General features: G+C 73.5%; 24 protein-coding genes and 1 riboswitch. Of the genes, 20 read left to right on the top strand and 4 right to left on the bottom strand.

What is annotated here, in order from left to right; translation table 11 throughout:
- The first annotated feature begins 7 nt into the window (after nt 1-7).
- Nucleotides 8-152: riboswitch (SAM riboswitch) on the top strand.
- An 11-nt stretch (nt 153-163) separates the two neighbouring features.
- From thrC to H7344_RS15130, 10 genes are all read left to right on the top strand, one after another.
- Nucleotides 164-1,444: a threonine synthase gene (gene thrC, locus H7344_RS15175; protein ID WP_186346849.1), complete on the top strand. Its 1,281-nt coding sequence runs from the start codon at nt 164-166 to the stop codon at nt 1,442-1,444.
- Nucleotides 1,445-1,473: 29 nt separating this feature from the next.
- Nucleotides 1,474-1,752, top strand: coding sequence for a MoaD/ThiS family protein (locus H7344_RS15170; RefSeq protein WP_166192625.1), 279 nt, complete (start codon nt 1,474-1,476; stop codon nt 1,750-1,752).
- Between the two features lie 89 nt (nt 1,753-1,841).
- A complete protein-coding gene (locus tag H7344_RS15165; protein ID WP_229707120.1) occupies nt 1,842-2,663 on the top strand; it encodes a TylF/MycF family methyltransferase in 822 nt (273 codons plus the stop codon).
- Nucleotides 2,660-2,983: a hypothetical protein gene (locus H7344_RS15160; RefSeq protein ID WP_186346848.1), complete on the top strand. Its 324-nt coding sequence runs from the start codon at nt 2,660-2,662 to the stop codon at nt 2,981-2,983. The genes H7344_RS15165 and H7344_RS15160 overlap by 4 nt, the downstream gene beginning before the upstream one ends.
- Nucleotides 2,980-3,846 (top strand): ATP-grasp domain-containing protein, encoded by an 867-nt coding sequence (locus tag H7344_RS15155; protein ID WP_186346847.1) that lies wholly within the window; start codon nt 2,980-2,982, stop codon nt 3,844-3,846. The genes H7344_RS15160 and H7344_RS15155 overlap by 4 nt, the downstream gene beginning before the upstream one ends.
- A 195-nt stretch (nt 3,847-4,041) precedes the next feature.
- On the top strand, nt 4,042-5,673 hold the full coding sequence (gene groL / locus H7344_RS15150) for a chaperonin GroEL (RefSeq protein ID WP_186346846.1): 1,632 nt from the start codon (nt 4,042-4,044) through the stop codon (nt 5,671-5,673).
- A gap of 150 nt (nt 5,674-5,823) precedes the next feature.
- Nucleotides 5,824-6,216, top strand: a complete 393-nt coding sequence (locus H7344_RS15145; protein ID WP_186346845.1) for a RidA family protein — start codon at nt 5,824-5,826, stop codon at nt 6,214-6,216.
- Nucleotides 6,217-6,337: 121 nt separating this feature from the next.
- Entirely contained in the window at nt 6,338-6,886 is a 549-nt protein-coding gene (locus tag H7344_RS15140; RefSeq protein ID WP_229707119.1) for an RNA polymerase sigma factor, read from the top strand.
- Nucleotides 6,883-7,539 (top strand): hypothetical protein, encoded by a 657-nt coding sequence (locus H7344_RS15135; RefSeq protein WP_186346844.1) that lies wholly within the window; start codon nt 6,883-6,885, stop codon nt 7,537-7,539. Before H7344_RS15140 ends, H7344_RS15135 begins: the two co-directional genes overlap by 4 nt.
- On the top strand, nt 7,540-8,088 hold the full coding sequence (locus H7344_RS15130; RefSeq protein ID WP_229707118.1) for a nucleotidyltransferase family protein: 549 nt from the start codon (nt 7,540-7,542) through the stop codon (nt 8,086-8,088). It abuts the gene before it with no gap.
- On the opposite strand, the gene H7344_RS15125 is transcribed toward H7344_RS15130, so the two are convergent.
- A complete protein-coding gene (locus H7344_RS15125) occupies nt 8,079-8,387 on the bottom strand; it encodes a DUF3253 domain-containing protein (protein WP_186346843.1) in 309 nt (102 codons plus the stop codon). The two genes, H7344_RS15130 and H7344_RS15125, sit on opposite strands and share 10 nt — an antisense overlap.
- 51 nt (nt 8,388-8,438) lie before the next feature.
- Here H7344_RS15125 and H7344_RS15120 point away from each other — a divergent pair, with 51 nt between their 5' ends.
- Genes H7344_RS15120 through H7344_RS15095 form a run of 6 tightly spaced genes read left to right on the top strand, consistent with a single transcriptional unit; the run spans nt 8,439 to nt 14,976 of the window.
- The gene (locus tag H7344_RS15120) at nt 8,439-9,332 is read left to right on the top strand and encodes an AAA family ATPase (protein ID WP_186346842.1); all 894 of its coding nucleotides are present in this window, start codon (nt 8,439-8,441) and stop codon (nt 9,330-9,332) included.
- Nucleotides 9,329-10,465 (top strand): vWA domain-containing protein, encoded by a 1,137-nt coding sequence (locus H7344_RS15115; protein WP_186346841.1) that lies wholly within the window; start codon nt 9,329-9,331, stop codon nt 10,463-10,465. The genes H7344_RS15120 and H7344_RS15115 overlap by 4 nt, the downstream gene beginning before the upstream one ends.
- Nucleotides 10,458-11,576 (top strand): XdhC family protein, encoded by a 1,119-nt coding sequence (locus tag H7344_RS15110; protein ID WP_186346840.1) that lies wholly within the window; start codon nt 10,458-10,460, stop codon nt 11,574-11,576. The genes H7344_RS15115 and H7344_RS15110 overlap by 8 nt, the downstream gene beginning before the upstream one ends.
- Nucleotides 11,577-11,586: 10 nt before the next feature.
- Nucleotides 11,587-12,699, top strand: a complete 1,113-nt coding sequence (locus tag H7344_RS15105) for an alpha/beta hydrolase family protein (protein ID WP_186346839.1) — start codon at nt 11,587-11,589, stop codon at nt 12,697-12,699.
- Nucleotides 12,700-12,732: 33 nt separating this feature from the next.
- Nucleotides 12,733-13,953, top strand: coding sequence for a sigma-54-dependent transcriptional regulator family protein (locus tag H7344_RS15100; protein ID WP_186346838.1), 1,221 nt, complete (start codon nt 12,733-12,735; stop codon nt 13,951-13,953).
- A 21-nt stretch (nt 13,954-13,974) separates the two neighbouring features.
- Nucleotides 13,975-14,976, top strand: coding sequence for an alpha/beta hydrolase (locus tag H7344_RS15095; protein WP_222130724.1), 1,002 nt, complete (start codon nt 13,975-13,977; stop codon nt 14,974-14,976).
- Here H7344_RS15095 and H7344_RS15090 read toward each other — a convergent pair.
- On the bottom strand, nt 14,973-15,482 hold the full coding sequence (locus H7344_RS15090) for a nuclear transport factor 2 family protein (protein WP_222130723.1): 510 nt from the start codon (nt 15,480-15,482) through the stop codon (nt 14,973-14,975). The two genes, H7344_RS15095 and H7344_RS15090, sit on opposite strands and share 4 nt — an antisense overlap.
- A 270-nt stretch (nt 15,483-15,752) precedes the next feature.
- A complete protein-coding gene (locus H7344_RS15085) occupies nt 15,753-17,018 on the bottom strand; it encodes an HNH endonuclease signature motif containing protein (RefSeq protein WP_186346836.1) in 1,266 nt (421 codons plus the stop codon).
- Nucleotides 17,019-17,724: 706 nt separating this feature from the next.
- Here H7344_RS15085 and H7344_RS15080 point away from each other — a divergent pair.
- Genes H7344_RS15080 through H7344_RS15065 form a run of 4 tightly spaced genes read left to right on the top strand, consistent with a single transcriptional unit; the run spans nt 17,725 to nt 22,344 of the window.
- Entirely contained in the window at nt 17,725-18,225 is a 501-nt protein-coding gene (locus H7344_RS15080; RefSeq protein WP_186346835.1) for a (2Fe-2S)-binding protein, read from the top strand.
- Nucleotides 18,222-20,726: a xanthine dehydrogenase family protein molybdopterin-binding subunit gene (locus tag H7344_RS15075; protein ID WP_186346834.1), complete on the top strand. Its 2,505-nt coding sequence runs from the start codon at nt 18,222-18,224 to the stop codon at nt 20,724-20,726. Before H7344_RS15080 ends, H7344_RS15075 begins: the two co-directional genes overlap by 4 nt.
- A complete protein-coding gene (locus H7344_RS21255) occupies nt 20,723-21,583 on the top strand; it encodes an FAD binding domain-containing protein (protein ID WP_186346833.1) in 861 nt (286 codons plus the stop codon). Before H7344_RS15075 ends, H7344_RS21255 begins: the two co-directional genes overlap by 4 nt.
- Entirely contained in the window at nt 21,583-22,344 is a 762-nt protein-coding gene (locus H7344_RS15065) for an SRPBCC family protein (RefSeq protein ID WP_186346832.1), read from the top strand. Before H7344_RS21255 ends, H7344_RS15065 begins: the two co-directional genes overlap by 1 nt.
- Here the strand turns inward: H7344_RS15065 and H7344_RS15060 are convergent.
- Nucleotides 22,322-23,701, bottom strand: coding sequence for an MFS transporter (locus tag H7344_RS15060; RefSeq protein ID WP_186346831.1), 1,380 nt, complete (start codon nt 23,699-23,701; stop codon nt 22,322-22,324). The genes H7344_RS15065 and H7344_RS15060 overlap by 23 nt on opposite strands.
- Nucleotides 23,702-23,753: the final 52 nt, after the last annotated feature.

The following is a 23,753-nucleotide window of genomic DNA, read 5'->3' as shown; positions in this document are numbered from 1 at the left end:
TCGGGACAGCTCATCCAGAGGGACAGAGGGAACGGCCCTGTGAAGTCCCGGCAACCGCCAACGCGCCTCCGCCCCCGGCAGATCCGGGACGGTCGTCGGTAACGGTGCCAATTCCGCCCGGCACGACCGTCGTGACCCGGGGAAGATGAGAAGGAGGTCGGTCATGAGCGCTGCCGTTGTCGAGTCCCAGGATGCCCAGGAGTCGGGAGTCCGCGAGGGGGCGTTCGGGAACGCCCGGGCCCTCTCCTGCCGCGAGTGCGGCCACGAGGTCGAGCTCGGCCCGCACTACGCGTGCAGCGAGTGCTTCGGGCCGCTGGAGATCGCCTACGACTTCCCACAGGTCACCCGCGAGGAGATCGAGGCCGGTCCCCGCAACATCTGGCGCTACAAGGCGCTGCTGCCGGTGCCGACCGACATCGAGACCAGCCCCAACACCGAGCCCGGCTTCACCCGGCTGCTGGAGGCCAAGAACCTCGCCGCCGAGCTCGGGCTGACCAGGCTCTGGGTCAAGGACGACTCCACCAACCCGACGAACTCCTTCAAGGACCGGGTCGTGGCGTGCGCGCTGAGCGCGGCCCGCGAGCTGGGCAGCAAGGTCTTCGCCTGTCCGAGCACCGGCAACCTCGCCAACGCGGTCGCCGCCGCCGGCGCCCGGGCCGGCATGAAGACCGTCGTCTTCATCCCGAGCAACCTCGAGCAGCCCAAGCAGGTCAACTCCGCGGTCTTCACCGAGTCGCTGGTCGCCGTGGAGGGCAACTACGACGACGTCAACAAGCTGGCCTCGGAGATCGCGGGCGAGGAGGACGGCTGGGCGTTCGTCAACGTCAACGTCCGCCCCTACTACGCCGAGGGCTCCAAGACGCTCGGCTACGAGATCGCCGAGCAGCTCGGCTGGCGGCTGCCGGACCAGATCGTGATCCCCGTGGCCAGCGGCTCGCAGCTGACGAAGGTGCACAAGGCGTTCCAGGAGCTGATCACCCTCGGCCTGGTCGAGGACAAGCCCTACAAGGTGTACGGCGCACAGGCCGCCGGCTGCTCCCCGGTCTCGGTCGCCTACAAGGCCGGCGTCGACGCGATCCGCCCGGTCAAGCCGGACACCATCGCCAAGAGCCTGGCCATCGGCAACCCCGCCGACGGCATCTACGTGCTCGACGTCTGCCGGCAGACCGGCGGCGCGGTCGAGGACGTCACCGACGACGAGGTCCGCGAGGCGATCGTGCTGCTGGCCCGCACCGAGGGGATCTTCACCGAGACCGCCGGTGGCACCACGGTCGGCGTGCTGAAGAAGCTCGTCGAGTCCGGCCAGCTCGACCCCGAGCTCGAGACCGTCGTCATCAACACCGGCCACGGCCTCAAGACCCTCGACGCGGTCGCCGGCTCGGTCGGACCGGTCGCGACCATCGCGCCGTCGTACGCCGCCTTCGCCGCCACCGGCCTGGCCTGACCAGCCCCGACGACCCCAGGAGCCCACCCATGAGCGTCTCCGTCCGGATCCCGACGATCCTGCGCACCTACACCGACGGCGCCTCCGAGGTGACCGCCACCGGCGCCACCCTCAGCGAGGTCCTCGACGACCTCGACACCCACTACGCCGGCATCAAGGGGCGCATCCTGGACGACAACGGCGCGCTGCGCCGGTTCGTCAACGTGTATGTCGGCAACGACGACGTCCGCTTCCTCGACGACCTCGCGACGCCCACGCCCGACGGCAGCCAGGTCTCGGTCATCCCGGCCGTCGCCGGGGGCTGCTGACAGCTCCGGACCACCCCGACGGGCGTCCCGGGCGGGCTGTGCCGCAGGTCGGCGCGGTCCGGGCCGGGCCGTCCCCTAAGGTCGGCGCCGTGACGAACCCCGCGGCCGACCTGTACCTCGACCTGATGGCGAAGATGCTCACGCGCTACGGGTTCGAAGGACGCAACGTGACGGTCAAGCTGCCGTCCCGCTCCTACGAGTCCTACCTGTGGGACCTCGTGCGGCGCGCGATGAAGGGCCGCGACGTGCGGATGGTCGAGGCGGGGGAGTTCGACGCCGGCCGCCGCGAGGAGGGCCGGGACTGGCCGGCCGACGCCGAGACGATGATCGGCATGAAGCGGCTCGCCAACGTGCGAGCCTGCGTCGAGAGCGTCATCACCGACGGCGTACCGGGCGACCTCATCGAGACCGGCGCCTGGCGCGGCGGCTCGTGCATCTACATGCGCGCGGTGCTCAAGGCGCACGGGGACACCTCGCGGACCGTGTGGGTGGCGGACTCCTTCGAGGGCCTGCCCGCGCCGGACGGCCGCTTCGAGGCCGACGCCGGCGACCAGCACCACACGCGCGACGAGCTGGCGATCTCGGTCGAGCAGGTGCAGGACAACTTCCGCCGCTACGACCTGCTCGACGGGCAGGTGAAGTTCCTCAAGGGCTGGTTCAGCGACACGCTGCCGACCGCCCCGATCGAGCGGCTGGCGGTGCTGCGGCTCGACGGCGACATGTACTCCTCGACCATGGACGCCCTCGACGCGCTCTACGACAAGGTCTCCCCGGGCGGCTACGTCATCGTCGACGACTACGGCGCCGTGCCGGCCTGCGCGCAGGCCATCCACGACTTCCGCGACGCCCACGGCATCACCGACCCCATCGAGACCATCGACTGGGCCGGCGTCTACTGGAGGAAGTCGTGAGCGAACAGCAGGAGCCGCGCGCCGCGGTCGACCCGGGCATCAAGCGGCTGGAGATCGAGCTGCGGGCCGCCCGCAAGCACGGCGCGCGCGCGACCAAGCAGATGCACGCCGCGGTCGCGGCCGACCTCGAGGCAGCCGAGCGCCGCGCGCGCCGGGCGGAGCGGCGGGCCGCCGACGCCGAGGCACGGGCGACCCGGGCCGAGCGCCGCGCGCGCCGGCTCGAGCGCGAGCTGGCCGAGGTGCGCTCGAGCGCCACGTGGCGGGCCGGGCGTGCGGTCGTCGCCCTGCCGGCCAAGGTCAAGCGGCTGACCCGCCGGTGACGCGCGCCCTCCTGGCCACGTTCTCCCTGCTGCCGGACGGCGAGCCCGGCGGTGACCTGATCGTGACGGCGCTGGCCGAGCGCGGCGTCGAGGCGCGGTGGGTGGTCTGGGACGACCCGGCCGCCGACTGGGCCGCCGCGGACCTCGTCGTGCTGCGGTCGACGTGGGACTACCAGCGGCGGTACGCCGAGTTCTCGGCCTGGATGCGCGAGGTCGAGGGCGTGACGCGCCTGCTGCACGGCGCGGACGTCGTCGCCTGGAACGCCGACAAGGCCTACCTGCTCGAGCTCGCCGCTGATGACGACGGGGTGCCGGTCGTCCCGACCGCGTTGCTGGCGGACCGCGGCCTCGTGCCCGACCTGCAGGCCGCGATCGACCGGTGGGGGACCGTCGTGGTGAAGCCGCGGATCGGCGCCGGCGGGGTCGGCGTGGTCGTGGCTGCCTCGACCGACGACCCGCGGCTCGAGGGGCTGGTGGCCGGCCCGTGGGTGGTGCAGCCGCTCGTGGAGTCGGTCCGGACGACGGGGGAGTCGTCGGTGTGGGTGCTGGGCGGCGAGGTCGTCGGCCAGGTCGACAAGCGTCCGGCGGGTGGTGAGGTCCGTGTGCACGAGCTGTACGGCGGCTCGTCGGTCGCCGTGCCCGTCGACCCGGCCCGCGCCGAGGCGGCCCGGGCGGCCGTGGCCGCGGCCGCCCGCCGGCTGGGCGCGCCGCCGGCGTACGCCCGGGTGGACCTGGTGCTGCTCGACGAGGGTTGGGCGGTCAGCGAGCTGGAGCTGATCGAGCCGGGCCTCTACCTCGACCTGGCGCCCGGGCTGGCGGTGCCGTTCGCGGACCTCGTCGTCTCGGTGCTCGGCGAGGCCTGACCCTTCTTGCACTCGCCAGGGGCGAGTGCTAAACATGGGGTTGGCACTCTCGCCACGAGAGTGACAAACCGGATCGGTGCCAGCTGAGGTCCGTTCGCGCCGGCGAGAAAGGGTTCGCCGGGACGCGAGGACCGTCCGTCGCGGGCAGCCCATCGAGCCGGATCCGCAACTTCCAGCGTGAGGAACCGCAGGAACATGCCCAAGCTGATTGCATTCAACGAGGAGGCCCGGCGCGGCCTCGAGCGTGGCATGAACACGCTCGCCGACGCCGTCAAGGTCACGCTCGGCCCCAAGGGTCGCAACGTCGTCCTCGAGAAGAAGTGGGGCGCCCCCACGATCACCAACGACGGCGTGTCCATCGCCAAGGAGATCGAGCTCGAGGACCCCTACGAGAAGATCGGCGCCGAGCTGGTCAAGGAGGTCGCGAAGAAGACCGACGACGTCGCCGGTGACGGCACGACGACGGCGACCGTCCTGGCCCAGGCGATGGTCCGCGAGGGCCTGCGCAACGTCGCGGCCGGCGCGAACCCGATGGGTCTCAAGCGCGGCATCGAGGCGGCCGTCGAGGCCGTGTCCGAGCAGCTCCACAGCATGGCCAAGGAGGTCGAGACCCGCGAGCAGATCGCGGCCACGGCCACCATCTCCGCCGGTGGCGACACCACCGTCGGCGACGCCATCGCCGAGGCGATGGACAAGGTCGGCAAGGAGGGCGTGATCACGGTCGAGGAGTCGAACACGTTCGGCATCGACCTCGAGCTCACCGAGGGCATGCGCTTCGACAAGGGCTACATCTCGGCCTACTTCGTCACCGACCCCGAGCGGATGGAGACGGTCCTCGAGGACCCCTACATCCTCATCGCGAACCAGAAGATCTCGAACGTCAAGGACCTGCTGCCGATCCTCGAGAAGGTCATGCAGTCGGGCAAGCCGCTCGTCATCCTCGCCGAGGACGTCGACGGCGAGGCGCTGTCGACCCTGGTCGTCAACAAGATCCGCGGCACCTTCAAGTCCGTTGCCGTCAAGGCCCCGGGCTTCGGCGACCGCCGCAAGGCCATGCTCCAGGACATCGCGATCCTGACCGGCGGCCAGGTCATCTCCGAGGAGGTCGGCCTCAAGCTCGAGACCACCGGCATCGAACTCCTCGGCCAGGCCCGCAAGGTCGTCATCACCAAGGACGAGACCACCATCGTCGAGGGCTCGGGCGACGCCGACCAGATCGCCGGTCGCGTCAACCAGATCCGCGCCGAGATCGAGAAGTCGGACTCCGACTACGACCGCGAGAAGCTGCAGGAGCGCCTGGCCAAGCTGGCCGGCGGTGTCGCGGTGATCAAGGTCGGCGCGGCCACCGAGGTCGAGCTCAAGGAGCGCAAGCACCGCATCGAGGACGCCGTTCGCAACGCGAAGGCGGCCGTCGAGGAGGGCATCGTCGCCGGCGGTGGCGTGGCGCTCGTCCAGGCCTCGGCCACGGCGTTCGACAAGCTCGACCTGACCGGTGACGAGGCCACGGGCGTCAACATCGTCCGCGTCGCCACCTCGGCCCCGCTCAAGCAGATCGCGATCAACGCCGGCCTCGAGGGCGGCGTCGTGGCGGAGAAGGTCGCCAACCTGACCCCGGGCCACGGCCTCAACGCCGCGAACGGTGAGTACGTCGACATGATCGCTGAGGGCATCATCGACCCGGCCAAGGTGACCCGCTCGGCGCTGCAGAACGCTGCGTCCATCGCGGCGCTGTTCCTCACCACCGAGGCCGTCGTCGCCGACAAGCCGGAGAAGGCCGCCCCCATGGGTGGCGACCCGACCGGCGGCATGGGCGGCATGGACTTCTGAGTCCAGCCCCCTCGTAGCACCCCGCTCCACCAGCAGGGCCCCCGCTCCGGCGGGGGCCCTGCTGTCATGTCCGGCTGACCGCGGACGTCATCCCGAGGATGAAGCGGGTGCTCGGCCCGCATGACGTCCGGATGGCGGGAGACTGGCCCCATGAGTCGCGTCGAGCTGGTCCGAGCACCGTCGTTGGACGGGTCCGTCCCCTACGCGTACGCCGCGGTGGCCGGCGACCTGGTCCTCACCGCGGGCGCGTGCCCGCTCGACGAGGCAGGCGCGGTGGTGTGCCCCGGCGACGTGGCCGGCCAGGCCGCGCAGGTGATGGCCAACCTGGTCGCCGCGCTCGAGGCCGCCGGGTGCGGCCTGACCGACGTCGCGAAGTCGACGGTGTACGTCGCGTCGGCCGACCGCGCCGACCTCGTCGCCGCCTGGGACGTGGTCCGCGCGGCGTTCGGCGACCACGACGCACCCAGCACGCTGCTCGGCGTCGCGTGCCTCGGCTACCCGGGCCAGCTGGTCGAGGTGGAGGCGGTCGCGCTGCGCCCGTGATCTCGGGCCCGTGACCCCGGCCGCCCTCGCGGGGGTCGTGTGCCTGGCGACGCGGGCCGGCGCGTTCTCGGGCACACGACCGTGGGCCGGTCGGAGGGGGCGGCCGTGCCAGGGTGGGGCCGTGGACGAGGCGGAGCGGAGGGCGCGGTTCGAGGCGATGGCGCCCGGGCTGGTCGAGCCGCTGCGGCGCTACCTCGCGCGGCGCACCGACCCCGCGACGGCCGACGACGTGCTGTCGGAGACGCTGCTCGTGTGCTGGCGGCGGCTGGACGAGGTGCCGGACGAGCCGCTGCCGTGGGCGTACGCCGTGGCGCGCCACGCCCTCGCGAACGCCGAGCGCAGCGCCCGCCGGCAGCGTCGCGTCGCGGCGAAGGTGGCCACCCTCGACCCGCCCGCGCGGATGACGACCGACCCGACCGGCGGGCAGGACCCGGCCGGCGACGTACCCCTCGACGAGGCGCTCGCCGCGCTCCGCCCGGCCGAGGCCGAGCTGCTGCGCCTGTGGGCCTGGGAGCAGCTGGGCCCGAGCGAGATCGCGACCGTGCTGGACCTGACCCCGAACGCGGTCAGCATCCGCCTCCACCGCGCCCGGCAGAAGCTGCGCGAGGAGCTGCGAAAGATCGAGGCCGCTGCCGGACATGAGGGGTCGAGAGGGAGGAGCAGGTCATGAGCGGACCCGACGGGTCGTTCGACGACGACCCGCAGCTGCGCGACCGCCTGCGTGCGGCCGACCCCGCGGCCTCCCTCGCCCCGGCCGACTCCGACCGGGTGGCCCGACTCCTGGAGGCGACGATGAGCAACACCGACCACGAGACCACCGGCACGCCCGGCACCGCCGGGAAGCCCACGACCCGCCGCCCGTTGACCTGGGTCGCCGCCGCAGCCGCGGCGCTGGTGGTCGGCGGCGTGGCGTTCGCGGCGACGACCGGCGGCGACGACGAGGAGACCCCCACGGCCGGCGGCGGCAGCGACGCACCGGCCGTCACCACGCTGGCCGCGCCCGCCGCGCAGGACGCCCGCTGCATGGTGCCGAACGCCGCGGTCCTGGCCGACCAGGAGGTCGCGTTCCTCGGGACGGTCGAGGAGCTCGGCGACGACATGGTGCTGCTGAGCGTGGAGGAGCAGTACGCCGGCGCCGAGGCCGACGAGGTCCGCGTCGAGTCACCGGCCGAGCAGATGGAGCTGCTCGTCGGGGCGGTCGACTTCCGCGACGGCGAGCAGTACCTCGTCTCCGCCACCGACGGTGAGGTCACCGTCTGCGGGTTCAGCGGCCCGGCGACCGGCGAGCTCCAGTCGCTCTACGCCGAGGCGTTCGGCGGCTGAGTGGACGCCCGGGACCGCCTGCTGCACGGGATCGTCCTCGCCGCCGGCGGGGGCAGCCGGATGGGCACGCCCAAGGCGCTCGTCGACGACTGGCTGGCCCGCGCCGTGCACGTGCTGACCGAGGGCGGCTGCGACCGGGTCACGGCCGTCCTCGGCGCCCGTGCGGACGACGCGCTCGCCCTGCTGCCGCGAGGCACGGCGTACGTCGTGGCGCAGGACTGGGCGAGCGGCCAGTCGGCCTCGCTGCGCGCCGGGCTCACCGCGGCGGACCCGGCCGCCGACGCGGTCGTGCTGACGCTGGTCGACCTGCCCGACCTCGTGCCGGAGGTCGTCGCCCGCGTCGCCAGGCACGCCGCGCCCGGCGCGCTGGCGCGGGCGGCGTACGACGGCGTCCCCGGCCACCCCGTGCTGCTCGGTCGCGACCACTGGGCCGGCGTGCTCGCCGAGACCGGCGGCGACCGCGGGGCGAAGGGCTACCTCGCGGCCCATGACGTCACGCTGGTCGAGTGCGGTGACCTCGCCACCGGCGCGGACGTCGATCAGCGCTGAGGCGGACGCTTCCTGATCCGCACCGGCCCGCGGGCGGTGGGCAGGTCGACGACGGCGCCGCACTGGGTCACCTCGACCTCGCCGGCCTCGACGAGCCGCTGGGCCGCCTGGCGGGCCGGCTCCATCAGGTCGCGCCAGCCCTGCTCGGTGCCGACGGCCCGGGCCGCGTCGGAGGGGCAGATCGTCTTGCCCTCCTCGCGCTGCGCGAGCAGGTCGAGGATCGTCCGCTCGAGACGGGCGCCGACCTCGTCCACCCGGTCGCCCGCCCCGCCACTACCACCGCCGGCCGGACCGCTCACACGGGGTAGTCAACCAACCGGCCCCCAACAGCCACGTCGTAGCCTCGGGGCATGACCGCCGTCACTCCCGAAGGGCTCCAGCTGGGCGACGTCGCGGAGCGGCTCGCGGACACCGGCTACCTGATCGACCCGGAGCTGGCGACGGTCACGTTCCTGGCGTTGCGGATGGGCCGGCCGCTGCTGCTCGAGGGCGAGCCGGGCACCGGCAAGACCGCGCTGGCCGAGGCGATCGCCGAGTCGCTCGGCCTGCCGCTGGTGCGGCTCCAGTGCTACGAGGGCATCGACGCGACGCAGGCCCTCTACGACTGGGACTTCCCGCGCCAGGTGCTGCACCTACGCGCGCTCGAGGCGGCCGGCGGCGGCTCGACCGGTGTCGAGGAGGCCGAGAAGAGCCTGTACGACGAGCGGTTCCTGCTCGCGCGCCCGGTGCTGGCGGCGCTCCAGCAGAGCCCGGCGGTGCTGCTCGTCGACGAGGTCGACCGCGCCGATGACGAGTTCGAGGCGTTCCTGCTCGAGGTGCTCTCGACCTACCAGGTGACGATCCCCGAGCTCGGCACGGTGCGGGCCGCGACCCCGCCGATCGTCGTGCTCACCTCCAACCGCACCCGCGAGCTGCACGACGCGCTCAAGCGGCGCTGCCTCTACCACTGGATCGACCACCCGGCGCTGGAGCGCGAGGTGGCGATCGTCCGCTCGCGTGCGCCCGAGGTCGCCGAGTCGCTGGCCCGCCAGGTCGTCGAGGTCGTGCAGGGGCTGCGCGCCGACACCGGCCTGGTCAAGCCGCCGGGCGTCGCGGAGACCCTCGACTGGGCCCGGGCGCTGCACCACCTCGGCACGACCGAGCTCGACCTGGCGACCGCGGCGGCGAGCCTCGGCGCGCTGGTGAAGTACCGCGAGGACGCCGACCGCGTCCGCACCGCCCTGGACCGGATGCTGACCCCGTGACAGCCGTCCTCCACCAGCCGGCTCCCGACGTCCGGCACGACGCCGACGAGGTCCTCCTCGGCTTCACCCGCGCGCTGCGGGCGGCCGGGGTGGCGGTGACGTCGGACCGGGCGCAGCAGTACCTCGCCGCCGTCGCCCTGCTCGGCCCCTCCGAGGAGGGCACCCGTGCCGCCGGCCGCGCCACGCTGTGCGCCGGCCCCGACGACCTGGCCCGCCACGAGCAGGTGTTCGCGGCGTACTTCGACCACCGCACCGGCCTCCCGCGACCCCGGCCCGCCGCGCCGGCCACGACGTCGTACGCCTCGATGCCGCTCGCGGAGGCCGCCGGCGCCGACGGCGGACCCGAGGAGACCGACGTCGTCCGGGCGATGGCCAGCGACGCCGAGGTGCTGCGGCACCGAGACGTCGCGGGGTTGTCCCCGGCCGAGCGGGCCCGGTTGACCGCGCTCTTCGCGACCCTGCGCCCGCGCGCGCCGCACCGCCGCAGCGCCCGCCAGCGCTCGTGGCACCGCGGCGAGGTCGACGCCGCCCGCACGCTGCGCGCCAGCCTCCGCCGGATGGGCGAGCCGGCCGAGGTCGTGCACCGCCGGCGGGCCACCCGCCCGCGCCGGGTGGTGCTGCTGGTGGACGTGTCCGGCTCGATGAGTGGGTACGCCGACGCGCTGCTGCGCCTGGCGCACCGGTTCACCCAGGCGGCGCCCGGCTCGGTCGAGACGTTCACGCTCGGCACCCGGCTCACCCACCTGACCCGCGCGCTGCGGCTGCGCGACCCCGAGCGCGCGATCGTCGCCGCCGGCGAGACGGTCCCGGACTGGTCGGGCGGCACGCGGCTGGGGGAGAACCTGCAGACGTTCCTCACCCGCTGGGGCCGCCGCGGGATGGCCCGCGGCGCGGTGGTCGTGGTGTTCAGCGACGGCTGGGAGCGCGGCGACTGCACGCTGCTCGCGCAGCAGGCCGAGCGGCTCGGGCGCGTCGCGCACCGCCTGGTGTGGGTCAACCCGCACCGCGGGAAGACCGGCTACGAGCCGGTCCAGCAGGGGGTCGTCGCGGTGCTGCCGCACGTCGACGACTTCGTCGCCGGGCATTCGCTCGCGACGTATGCCGAGGTCGTGGAGGTGGTCGCCGGTGCGTGAGGTGCTGCCGGAGCTGATGTCGTGGTGGGAGGCCGGCGAGGAGGTCGGCGTCGGGACGGTCGTGGCGACCTTCCGGTCCGCCCCGCGGCCGCCGGGCGCGTCGATGCTGGTCGGGCCGGACGGCACGGCCGTCGGGTCGGTCTCCGGCGGGTGCGTCGAGGGGGCGGTCTACGACCTCGCGCAGTCGGTCGTGGAGTCCGGCGAACCGGTGCTGGAGCGGTACGGCGTGTCCGACGACGACGCGTTCGCGGTCGGGCTGACCTGCGGCGGGATCCTCGACGTGTACGTCGAGAAGGTCTCGCGCACGACGTTCCCCGAGCTCGCCGAGGTCCGCGACCACCTCGAGGCCGGCCGGCCCGTGGCGGTCGCGACGGTCATCGACCACCCGGACGCCGCGTGGGTGGGCCGTCGGGTGCTCATCCGACCCGACGCGGAGGCCAGCGCCTCGCTCGGGTCGGCCCGCGCGGACGACGCGGTCCGCGACGACGCCCTCGGCCTGCTCGCGGCCGGCAACAGCGGCGTGCTGACCTACGGGCCCGACGGCGAGCGGCGCGGCGAGGGCATGCGGGTCTTCGTGTGGGCGTTCGCCCCGAAGCCGCGGATGCTGGTCTTCGGCGCGATCGACTTCGCCGCGGCGGTGGCGCGGGTCGGGGCCTTCCTCGGCTACCACGTCACCGTCTGCGACGCCCGGCCCGTCTTCGCGACGGCCACGCGCTTCCCCGAGGCCGACGAGGTCGTCGTGGACTGGCCGCACCGCTACCTCCGCGCCGAGCAGCAGGCCGGCCGGATCGACGGCCGGACGGTCATCACCGTGCTGACCCACGACCCGAAGTTCGACGTGCCGCTGCTCGAGGTCGCGCTGCGGTTGCCCGAGGTCGCCTACGTCGGCGCGATGGGCTCGCGGCGCACGCACGACGACCGGCTCGAGCGGCTCCGCGACGCCGGTGTCACCGAGGCCGAGCTCGACCGGCTGCACAGCCCGATCGGCCTCGACCTCGGCGCGCGGACGCCGGAGGAGACCGCGGTCAGCATCGCCGCCGAGATCATCGCCGGCCGCTGGGGCGGCTCCGGCGAGCCGCTCGCGCGGACCGAGGGCCGGATCCACCGATGAGGCGGGCGTGATGCGGCGGCTCGTCGCGCTCGCGCTGGCCGCCGTCCTCGCGGTGCCGCTGGCCGCGTGCAGCGACGAGCCGGTGCACGACCCCGCCGGCGGACCGACCGAGACCACGCCGCCGGCGACACCGGTGCCGTCGTCGAGCACGCCCGCGCCGAGCGACGCGGCCACTGGCACCGACACGGGCACCGCCGAGCCGGACGCCGATCCCGAGGCCGACCCCGAGGCCGACCCCGAGGCGCTCCCGCCGGTGCGCCACCGGGTCTCCCTGCCGGCGCTCATGCGCGAGGACGTCGAGGCCGGCCGGCTGCGGCGCACCGAGCCGCTGGCGAGCACGGCGCGTTGGCGCAGCTGGGCGGCGACGTACACCGTGGACGGCGCGACCGTCTCTGGCGAGCTGCTCGTGCCGCGCGGCAAGGGACCGTTCCCGGCGGTCGTGCTCAACCATGGCTACATCGACCCCGCGATCTACACGCTCGGCCGCGGGCTCTCGCGCGAGCAGGAGTGGCTGGCGGCGGCCGGCTTCGTCGTGCTGCACACCGACTACCGCGGCCACGCCGGCTCCGACCCGGTCGGCGACGTCGACCGCGAGAGCCGCCTGGCCTACACGCGCGACGCGATCGCGGCGGCCAAGGCGCTGGAGCGGGAGCCGTACGTCGACGACGACCGCCTCGCGATGCTCGGCCGCTCGATGGGCGGCGGGGTCACCCTCAACGCGCTGGTCGCCGAGCCGGGCCTGGTCGACGCCGCGGTGGTCTTCGCGTCGGTGAGCTCGCGCTTCGTCGACAACATCCGTCAGTTCACCGAGCCGAACCGGCCCGAGGAGCTCGCCCGCTACTACGACCGCTTCGGCAGGCCGCAGGAGAACCCGCGCTTCTACCGCGACCTGTCCTCGCGCACCTTCTTCGACCGGGTCACCGAGCCGGTGCTGGTGCTGCACGGCACCGCCGACGACACCTGCCCGCTCGGCTGGTCGCGGGAGACGCACCGCCTGCTCCGGGAGGCGGGCGCGGACGCCGAGCTCGAGGTCTACGAGGGGGAGGGGCACGCGTTCGGGCCGCGGTTCGCGGACTCGATGCGGCGGACCGTGAGGTTCCTGAGAGTTCACCTCGACCTGTGACGCGGGTCACCCCCGCGGTGTACGGTCCGGCGCATGACCGTCGGGGACCTGGAGGACCGCAGGCGCCGGGCGGTCCGCGCGTGGGCGTCGTTCGTGGAGCACGGCGACGCCGCCGGCGCGGTGCGCCCGGAGATCCTGTCCAGCTGGAGCCGGTCGGCCACGGTCGGCACCGACGTCACCGAGGCGCCGCTCGCCGACGAGGACGAGACCGCCGGGCGGTGGCGCGGCTCGCCGCTCCAGGTCGCGGTCGAGCGCGTCGAGGCGGAGCTGCGGCGTACCGCCGAGGACGGTGACCTCGTCGTCGCCGTCACCGACCCCGAGACCCGGATCCTGTGGACGTACGGCGGCCGCGTGATGCGCCGCAAGGCCGAGACCGTGAACTTCGTGGCCGGCGGCCGCTGGGACGACCGGTCGGTCGGCACCAACGCCCTCGACCTGGCCAACCGGCTCGGGAAGCCGTCGATGGTGTTCAGCGCCGAGCACTACGCGCCGATCGTGCACAACTGGGTCTGCTGGGCCGCGCCCGTGCACGACCCGGTCACCGGGGCGCAGCTCGGCGTCCTGGACCTCTCGACCACGTGGGAGCGCACGCACCCGATCGGGCTCGCGACCGCGCGGGTGATGGCGCGCCTCATCGAGCAGGCCATGCCCCGCTCGCGCACCCATCCCGGGCTGGAGGAGACCCACGACCCCGGGCTCGTGATGACGCTGCTCGGCACCGCCGAGACCCGGCTCGACGGCCAGCGGTTGCTGCTCAACCGCCGGCAGACCGAGGTGCTGGCGCTGCTCGCGATGCACCCCGAGGGCCTCTCGCTCGAGCAGCTGCACGCACTGGTCTACGGCGACCAGGCCGTCACGTTCTCCACCCTCAAGGCCGAAGTCTCGCACCTGCGGGCCGCGCTCGGCGGGCAGCTGTCGTCGCGGCCCTACCGGCTGCTCATGCCGGTCGCCACCGACGTCGACCACGTGCTGGCGCTGCTACGTCGGGGCGAGGTCGTGGCGGCCGTCGACGCGTACCGCGGTGACCTGTTGCCGGGCACCAACAGCCCGGCCCTCCACGAGCTCGCCGAGTACGTCGCGGTCGCGCTGCGCGAGGCGCTGCTCGCCGACCCGCAGCCCGATGCGGTGGTGCGGTACAGCGAGCTCGCGCCGTACGACGTCGAGGTGCTCGAGACCTGCCTGGCTCGCCTCGCCGGCACGCCGCACCCGGCCGTGCCGCTGCTCAAGGGGAGGCTGGCCGTCGCGCGCTCCTGAGCGCTCGCTACCGTCCGAGGGGTGACGACGCGCCCGCGCCTGCTGCCGCTCGCCCCCATCACCCTCGGTGCCACCGCCGTCGCGGCCGCGCTCGCGCGGGCCCGGGCCGTGCGCGAGGTGCCCCGCGCGATGCGGATCGCCCCGCTGTGGGCGCCGCTCGCGCTCACCACCCCGGCCCTGCTGCCGCTCGCCCGCCGGGTCTACGGCATCCCCACGGCGCCCGTCGACGGCGTCGAGGTGACCGTGCGCGGTCTCCCTGGTGGAGCGGCCGTGCGCGTGCACCAGCCCGTCGGTCGCGAGCGTCCCAGTGGCGCCCTCGTCTGGGTGCACGGGGGCGGCACGGTCATGGGCACCGCCGCGCAGGACGACCGGCTGTGCAGCGAGCTGGCCCGCGACGTCGGCGTCGTGGTGGTCAACGTCGACTACCGGCTCGCGCCGGAGCACCCGTTCCCGACGCCGCTGGACGACTGCGCCGCCGCCCTGGACTGGCTGCGTTCGTCCGCTGCCGAGCTCGGGGTCGACCCGGCGCGGATCGCCGTCGGGGGAGCCAGCGCCGGCGGGCTGCTCGCCACGGCGCTGGCCCAGCGCACGACCGACGAAGGTGCGCCGGTGGCCTTCCAGCTGCTGGTCTACCCGATGCTCGACGACCGCACGAGCCTGCGCTCCGACCACGGCGGCCGCGGACGGTTCCTCTGGACGCCGCCGTCGAACCGCTTCGCCTGGACCTCCTACCTCGGCCACGCCCTCACCGAGGACGGCGAGGACCGGCCGTACGCCGTGCCCGCGCGCCGCGCGGACCTCGCCGGCCTGCCGCCGGCCTGGATCGGCGTCGGCGACCTCGACCTCTTCCACGACGAGGACCTGGAGTACGCCGCCCGCCTCCGCGCCGCCGACGTCGCCTGCGACGTGCATGTCGAGCCGGGGATGTACCACGCGGCCGACGCCTTCCTCGGCGACACCGCCCCCGGCATCGCCCGGTTCCGCGCCGCCATGCGAGCCGCGCTCCGCGGCGCGATCGGTTAGTCGACGCGCCCGCGCAACCGACGCAGCGCGACGTCCCACGGGTCGCTGCCGTCCCGCGCCGCACGCTGACCCGAGCCCGCTCCCGGCGTGAGCCGGCCGGCGTCGGACCGGGTCCACTCCCGCACCGCCCAGCGCTCGCGGATCCGCCAGGCGCCGCCTTCGCGGACGAGGTGGTCGACGTACCGGAACCCGGTCGTGAAGTTCAGCGCCGGCTCGTCGGCCGGGGTGCCCCAGTGCACGGCCTGCCCGTAGGTCTCTGCGACGGCCTCGTCGCCCCGCAGCTCGACGAGGTGGTTGCCGACGACGTGCATCGTCCCGTCGAGCGCCGGCAGCATCCGGGCCAGCCACGCGACGTACTCGTCAGCGGATCCGTCGAACCCCGTGTGGTGGTCCACGCCGTCGCGCGCGTAGACCGCCCGCACCCCCTCGAGGTCCATCCGGTCCACCGCGCGGCAGTAGGAGCACACCAGCTCGTAGATCTCCGCCCGGTCATCCCGCTCGCCCACTCCGCCACCCTCCCACCGCCGCCGGTCGAGCAGCGAGCGCAAGCGAGCGTCGGCGAGACCCGGTGAGGTGCGCAGGGCCTCGCGGTGGTCGTCCGGCCGGCGGGTAGCGCGCGGTAAGGAAGTCATGGAGAGGGGTGGTTGCGCGCCGTCGTGGTCGAGGCGCTTGGGCGCGGTGGGCGCTCGGGCGGCGGGCGCGTTGGGGTCGACCGCTGTGGTTGCGATGGGGCAAGGGGTCGGCGGGTGGTCGCGGTCGGTAGGCAGGTGCGGGGTCTAGGTCCGCATGTGGAAGGTGACCTGGTTGTCGGGGTGGATGGTGGGCTCGAACCGTGGGTCGTGGATGCGGGCGTGGTGCTTCGGGCACAGCAGCCGGGCGTTCTTCATGTCGGTCTTGCCGCCGTTGAGCCAGCTGTCGTCGTGGTGGGTGTGGCACAGGTGGGCGGGCCAGTCGCACCCGACCGCGGTGCACACCCGCTGGGTGACGACCAGCCCGAGGCGTTGGGCGCCGTTGAACAGGCGGGCGGTGCGGCCGAGGTCCAGCAGCTCGGACCGGCTGCCCAGCACGGCGGGGATGAGTCCTGCTTCGCACGCCATGCGTCGGGCGAGGGAGGCGGAGATGGGTTCGCCGGTCTCGAGGACCGCGCGGCCGACGTCGCTCTTCAGGCCGGTGAAGTCGAGCAGGACGATGATGGAGGCGTTGAGCCCGCCGAGCTGGGGCAGCTTGTGGGCGGGGAGGCGTTCGATGAGCTCGCAGAACGCGTCGCCCATGCGTTCCGGTGACGGTCGACGCTCGACCGCCTCGTGCTGGTCCTTGTCGGCCGGCTTTGACGCCTGGTGCTTCGGCGCCGCGAACGCGAGCAGCATCTTCTTCAGCATCGCGCCCTGCATGGTCGGGATGGAGAACTTGCCGCGGTAGCTGCCCTTCCCGTCGGGCGCCATGGTCAGCCACGCGTTGGCGCGTGCTTCCTGCTCCTCCCGCTCGAGTGCCCGGGCGTCTCGTTCCTCGCCGATCTCAGGGGCGACGACGGTGAGGACGTGCTTGGCCAGGATCGCCAGCGATCGCGGGTCCAGGTCGACAGCCTCGTGCAGGAGGTGCTTCTCGGCCCGTTCGAGGATGGTCGGGTCGGGCAGGTCGTCCGGGAGCCGGTCGACGCACTCGGTGATCACACGGGCGTGGTCGGTGCTGATCGCACCTTCTGCGAGTGCGGCTGCGGTGGGCGCGTGGCGGTCGAGGGACTCCGCGAGACGCATGCGGCGCTTGGCCGCGGGTCGGTCCTGGCGGGTCTCGTGGCCCCACCACGAGGCGGTGTCGGTCGCGCCGACCTTGTCGCCCACCGCCCGTCGGTCGGCCTCGGCGGCGAGGCGCAGCTCGAGCGCCTCGACGCGAGCGCGCAGCCGAGTGGCCTCGACGAGCGCCTCGGCCACCTCGTCGTCCGACATCGACCACAATCGCGCGTCGACGGTCGTTGCCACCTTCTTGTGGGACTTCGCGACCGCGCGGCACACCGGGTGTGCGCTGTGTCGGGAGTCCTTGGCCATGGGTCTACTCAAGCAGTGACCACCGACAGTGCGGCCGCTGTTTCCCCAGGTCAGACCAGTATGTGGACACCGATCTGAAGAGTTTCTCGGCGGGTTTCGAGACGGGCCTGGCGGCCCTCCTCAACCAGCCGAGAAGAGCCCGGCGTGAGCCGGGAAGCAACCGCGACCCACGGCGTACCTCCCTCCCTCCTAGCTGGCTTCGCCGCGACCAGCCGGTGCCCGCAGGCTGGAGGTCGGCTGGAGGGGGTCTCGTCGACGCTCGTCGAGGGCTCGCTGCTCGACCGGCGGGGGCGGCGGGTTCCGAGACGGGCCTGGCGGCCCTCCTCGACCAGCAGAGAACACAGCCGAGATGAACCCGCCGTGAGCCGAGGAGGAACCGCGACCCGCGGCGTACGTCGTCCTCATAACTGCCCTACCGCGACCACCCACGGCCCGCGGGCCGTAGGTCGGCTGCCGGGGGTTTCGTCGACGCTCGCCAGGGCTCGCTGCTCGAGGAGCGAAGTCGGCGGGTTTCGAGACGGCCTGGCGGCCCTCCTCAACCAGCCGAGAAGACCAGCCGACCGCGAGCCGGGAAGCCGCCGCGAGCCACGGCGTACCTCTCCTTCTTTGCTCAGGCCGCGGCGCTTTCGCTGCTCGACCAACGATCACCCAACCAGCGGCGCCTAGCGTGAGCCGGGTCACACCGGCGTACACCCCGAGGAGAGTCATGGTCCGGATCAACCTCACCGTCGACGGCGCAAGGGTCGCCGACGACGTCGAGCCGCGCATGCTGCTCGTCCACTACCTCCGCGAGAAGCTCGGCAAGACCGGCACGGTCGTCGGCTGCGACACCAGCAACTGCGGGGCGTGCACGGTGCACCTCGACGGCACCAGCGTGAAGTCGTGCAACGTGCTGGCCGTCCAGGCCGACGGCGGCGAGGTGACGACGATCGAGGGGCTCGCCCAGGACGGGCAGCTGCACCCGGTGCAGGAGGCGTTCCGGGAGTGCCACGGCCTGCAGTGCGGCTACTGCACGCCGGGGATGATCATGCAGAGCGTCGACCTGCTCAAGGACAACCCGAACCCCTCCGAGGAGGAGATCCGCCTCGGGCTCGAGGGCAACCTGTGCCGCTGCACCGGCTACCACAACATCGTGCGCGCCGTGCAGCACGCGGCCGGCGCAGGTGGGACCCAAGCAGCCGGCCAGACCGAGGCGGTGCAGGCATGACCGCCACCGAGGCCCGCCCGGAGGCGGAGGCGCCCGAGCGCGAGATCGGCAGGGAGCGGCGCCGCAAGGAGGACCAGCGGCTAATCACCGGCCGCACGCGCTGGACCGACAACATCCAGCTGCCGGGGATGCTGCACCTGGCGATGGTGCGCAGCCCGTTCGCGCACGCCCGCATCACCAGCATCGACACGACCGAGGCCAAGCAGAGCCCCAACGTCGTCGACGTCGTCACCGGCCAGGACCTGGCCGAGACCCAGGGCGTGCTCATCAACGCCTGGCCGATCACCCCGGACCAGAAGACGCCGACCCACCTCCCGGTCGCGATCGACCGGGTCGCCTTCGCCGGCGAGATCGTCGCGGTCGTCGTCGCCCGCAGCGCGGCCGAGGCGCGTGACGCCGCCGAGCTCGTCGACGTGGAGTACGACGAGCTGCCGGCCGCGCTCGACCTCAAGGAGGCGGCGACGGACACGGTCCTGGCGCACCCGGACCTCGGCAGCAACAAGTCGGCGTACTGGGTCTTCGACTCCGGCGAGGCCGGCACCGGCGGCAATGTCGACGACGCCATCACCCAGGCCCGCGACAGCGGGGGCATCGTGCTCGAGCGGGAGTACCGCCAGCAGCGCCTCATCCCCGCCTTCATGGAGCCGCGGTCGACCGTCGTCGACCCGACCGGCGAGCAGCTGACGGTGTGGTCGGCGACCCAGATCCCGCACATCCTGCGCTTCGCGCTCGCCGCGACCACCGGCATCCCGGAGTCCAAGCTGCGGGTCATCGCGCCGGACGTCGGCGGCGGCTTCGGCGGCAAGCTCCAGACGACGCCGGAGGAGTGGATCACCGTCGCGCTGGCCCGCCGCACGGGCAAGCCGGTGAAGTACACCGAGACCCGCAGCGAGTCCCTCATCGCCGCCCACCACGGCCGAGACCAGTGGCAGAAGCTGACGCTCGCCGCCGACCGCGAGGGCAACGTCACCGGCCTCAAGGTCCAGCTGCTGGCCGACCTGGGCGCCTACGTCTCGCTCGTCGGCGGCGGCGTGCCGGTGCTCGGCGCGTTCATGTTCAACGCGATCTACAAGTTCCCGGCCTACCACTTCGCCGTCCAGACGGTGCTGACCAACAAGACCTGGACCGACGCCTACCGCGGTGCCGGCCGGCCGGAGGCGACGTTCGCGATCGAGCGGCTCATGGACGAGCTGGCCGCGGAGGTCGGCGTCGACCCGCTGGAGATCCGCGAGCGGAACTGGATCAAGCACGAGGAGTTCCCGTTCACCACGGTGGCGGGGCTGGAGTACGACTCCGGCAACTACGAGGCCGCGACCGCGCGCGCCAAGGAGATGTTCGGGTACGACGAGCTCCGGGCCGAGCAGCGCCGGCGCCGGGAGTCCGGCGACCCGGTCCAGCTCGGCATCGGCGTCTCCACCTTCACCGAGATGTGCGGCCTCGCGCCGAGCCGCGTGCTCGGGCAGCTCGACTACGGCGCGGGCGGCTGGGAGCACGCGAGCGTCCGGATGCTCGCCACCGGCAAGGTCGAGGTTGTCACAGGCGCCAGCGCCCACGGCCAGGGCCACGAGACGGCGTTCAGCCAGATCGTCGCCGACCGGCTCGGGGTGCCGTTCGAGGACGTCGAGGTGCTGCACGGCGACACCCAGGTGGCGCCGAAGGGCCTCGACACCTACGGCTCCCGGTCGCTCGTGGTCGGCGGGGAGGCGCTGGTCAAGGCCTCGGACAAGGTGGTCGAGAAGGCGAAGACGGTCGCCGCGCACCTGCTCGAGGCGTCGGCCGACGACCTCGACTTCAGCGGCGGGCGGTTCACCGTCCGCGGCACCGACCAGGGGGTGGCGATCCAGGAGATCGCGACCGCGGTCTTTGCGGCGCACAACCTCCCCGACGGGATGGAGCCGTCGCTGGACTCCGACGCGACGTTCGACCCCGTCAACTTCAACTACCCGCACGGCACCCACCTGTGCGCGATGGAGGTCGACACCGAGACCGGGGCGCTGCGGATGCGGAAGTACGTCTGCGTCGACGACATCGGCAACGTCATCAACCCGCTCATCGTCTCCGGGCAGGTGCACGGCGGCCTGGTGCAGGGCATCGCGCAGGCGCTGTGGGAGGAGGCGGTGTACGACGACTCCGGGACGTTGGTGTCCGGCTCCTTCGTCGACTACCTGCTGCCGACCTCGGCGGACACGATCAGCTTCGAGGTCGACCACACGACGACGCCGTCGCTGACCAACACGCTCGGCACCAAGGGCGTCGGCGAGGCCGGCACGATCGCCTCGACCCCGGCCGTCGTCAACGCGGTCGTCGACGCGGTGCGCCACCTCGGCATCACCGACATCCGGATGCCCTGCACGCCCGAGCGGGTCTGGCGCGCCATCCAGGACGCCGGGTCCGGGACCGAGCCGACCACCGGTGCGGCGGCTCCGCACTTCGACGCATCCACCGGCATGGAGGGCACCGTGGACCGCACGGCCGGCGCCCAGGACGGAGCCCAGCAGTGATCCCCGCACAGTTCGACTACCTCGCCCCGAGCACCGTCGAGGAGGCGCTGGCGGCGCTCGCGCAACACGGCGACGAGGCGAAGATCCTCGCCGGTGGACAGAGCCTGCTGCCGGTGCTGCGCATGCGGCTCAACGCCCCCGAGATGGTCATCGACCTGGGCAAGATCACCTCGCTGCGCGGGGTGCGCGACGACGGCGACGCCATCGTCGTCGGCGCGATGACCCAGCACTCGGTCGTCGGCTCCGACCCGCTAGTGGCCGAGCACGCCGCGCTGGTGAGCAAGGCCGTCGAGCACCTGGCCGACGTCCAGATCCGGCACCGCGGGACCTTCGGCGGGGCGCTCGCGCACGCCGACCCCGCGGGCGACCTGGGGGCGCCGGCGCTCGCGCTCGGCGCGCAGTTCGTGATCCAGGGGCCGGGCGGCACCCGCACGGTGCCGGCGGAGGAGTTCTTCGTCGACCTGTTCGAGACGGCCATCGGCGAGGACGAGATCCTCACCGAGGTCCGGCTGCCCAAGCACACCGGCTGGGGCGCGCACTACGAGAAGTTCGTCCGCGTCGCCCACCAGTGGCCGATCGTCGCGGTCGCCGCCGCTGTGCGCGTCGACGGAGGCTCGATCGCCGAGGCGCGGGTCGGGCTGACCAACATGGGCAACACGCCGGTCCGGGCGCACGCGGTGGAGCAGGCGCTGGTCGGGCAGCCGGCGACGCCCGACGGCGTACGTGACGCCGCCGCCCGCGCGGCCGAGGGCACCAACCCGCCCTCGGACCTCAACGGGGACGCCGACTACCGTCGCCACCTCGCGACGGTCCTCACCCGGCGGGCCGTCCTGACCGCGGCAGGAGCAACCGGCTGATGGACCTCCGTCACGAGTTCACCGTCCCGACCGACGTCGAGGAGACCTGGGCGCACTTCAACGACGTCGCCTCGGTCGCCGAGTGCTTCCCTGGCGCGGTCGTGACGTCGGTCGAGGACGACACCTTCACCGGCACCGTGAAGGTCAAGCTCGGGCCGATCGCGCTCGTGTACGGCGGCACCGGCACCTTCGTCGAGAAGGACGAGATCGCGCACTCGTTCGTGGTCGAGGCCAAGGGCAAGGACAAGCGGGGCAACGGCACCGCCGGCGCGACGGTCACGCTGACCATGGCGCCCTCGGGCGAGAGCAGCGCGACCGACGTGGTGGTCGTGACCGACCTGTCGATCACCGGCAAGCCGGCGCAGTTCGGCCGCGGCGTCATGCAGGACGTCTCGGACAAGCTGCTCGGACAGTTCGTCTCCTGCCTCGAGCAGCGGCTCACCGCGGGCCAGGCGGAGCCGGAGCCGGAGCCGGAGCCGGAGCCGGAGCCGGCCGCCGCGGTCGACGCCCCGACGCCGGTCGAGGCCTCGGCCGCCCAGCAGGTCGCCGCCGACGAGGTGGCGCCGGTCGTGGCGGACGCCGGTCCGCCGCCGGCCGCGCCCCGCCCGGCGCCGGCCGCCGGCCCGGGCCCTGCCGACGACGCGCTCGACCTGGGTGCGTCGGTGCTCCCGGTGCTGCTGAAGTCCTACGGCAAGCAGGCCGGCCTCGGCCTGCTCGTCGTGCTGGTGCTCCTGCTGCTCAGGCGCCGCCGGAGCCGCTGACCGGTCCGGCGAACGGCTCGCCGGTCGCATCCGCCAGTACGGGCGCCGTCTCCTCCAGAGGAGCCGGCGCCCGTACGCCGTTCACCCCCGGCGGCAGCTGCCGCTCGACGCGGACGACGGCCAGGGCGGCGACGGCAAGGCAGCCGACCACCAGCAGGCCGACGTACGCGTTGCCGAGCGAGTGCCCGACCAGGAAGCCCGCCACTGGCGGCGCGATGACCTGCGCTGACTGGAACGCGGCCGAGCTGAGCGCGTTGTACCGACCACGCAGGTGGTCGGGCGCGAGGTCGTTGACCAGCGCCGGGATCGTCGGCTGCAGCAGCGTCTCGCCGAGCGCGAACACCGACGCGCACGCCGCGACCAGCACCGTCGCGCCGACCGTGCCCGGCACCAGTCCGGAGCCGCCGAGCAGCAGCCACGCGCCGGCCCAGATCAGCGCCATCACCGCGATCACGCGGGTGCGCCGGCGGCCCTCGATCCGCTGGAGCACCGCCAGCTGGAGCACGACGATGACGAGCGTGTTCGCGGCGAACGCGATGCCGAGGCCCTGCGTCGACACCTCGCCCACCGCGCGGGCGTACGCCGGCATGCCGGCGTTCAGCTGTGCGTAGCCGACGAACGACGCGCTGAAGCCGAGCACCATCAGCGAGGCCACCGCCGGGCGGCGCAGCACCGCGGCGTACGACGACGGCTCCTGCGCCGCGACGTCGTCGTGCTGGGGACGGCCCGCCACGTGCCGCAGCGGCACCGCCAGCAGGACCAGCGCCGGCAGGTAGCTGGCCGCGTCCGCGAGGTAGATCGCCTGGAAGGTCACCGCGCTCTCGACGTCGACGACCACGCCGCCGACGACACCGCCGATGCCGATGCCGAGGTTGAGCAGCGTGAAGTTCACCCCGAAGTACCGCTGCCGCAGCTCGCGCGGCACGACCGCGGCGATCAGGCTCTGCGAGGCCGGCCAGGAGACGCCGGCGGCGATGCCGGTCAGCGCGAGGGCCAGCCCCGCGGCCAGCGGCGTGGTCGCCAGCGCGAGCAGCACGTTGCCCACGCTGAGCAGCACCAACGTGGCCATGAGGATCCGCCGCGCTCCGAACCGGTCGATCGCGGTGCCGCTCGGGCCGACGACGAGCAGCCCGGCGAGCGGCGGCACGGCCAGCAGCAGCCCCACGTCGCTGAGCGGGATGTCGCGGACCTCGTTGAGGTAGACGACGTGGAACGGCAGCACCAGGCCGGTGCCGAGGAACTCCAGCACGACCACCGAGAGCAGCAGCTTGCCGGCCCGGGGGAGGTCGTGCCAGAAGGAGGAGAGGGTGAGGCGGGTCGTGCCGGTGGGGTCCGTCGGGTCGGTCGCGCTGCTCATGAGGGAGCGGAGTCTGCCACCCGCCACCGACGCTCCGCGCGCGGGTTTCGGG

The sequence above is a fragment of the Nocardioides deserti genome (assembly GCF_014266025.1).
Classification (GTDB): domain Bacteria; phylum Actinomycetota; class Actinomycetes; order Propionibacteriales; family Nocardioidaceae; genus Nocardioides; species Nocardioides deserti.
The sequence above is the reverse complement of the archived record's forward strand: the minus strand, read 5'-3'. Positions and strand labels throughout refer to the sequence as shown.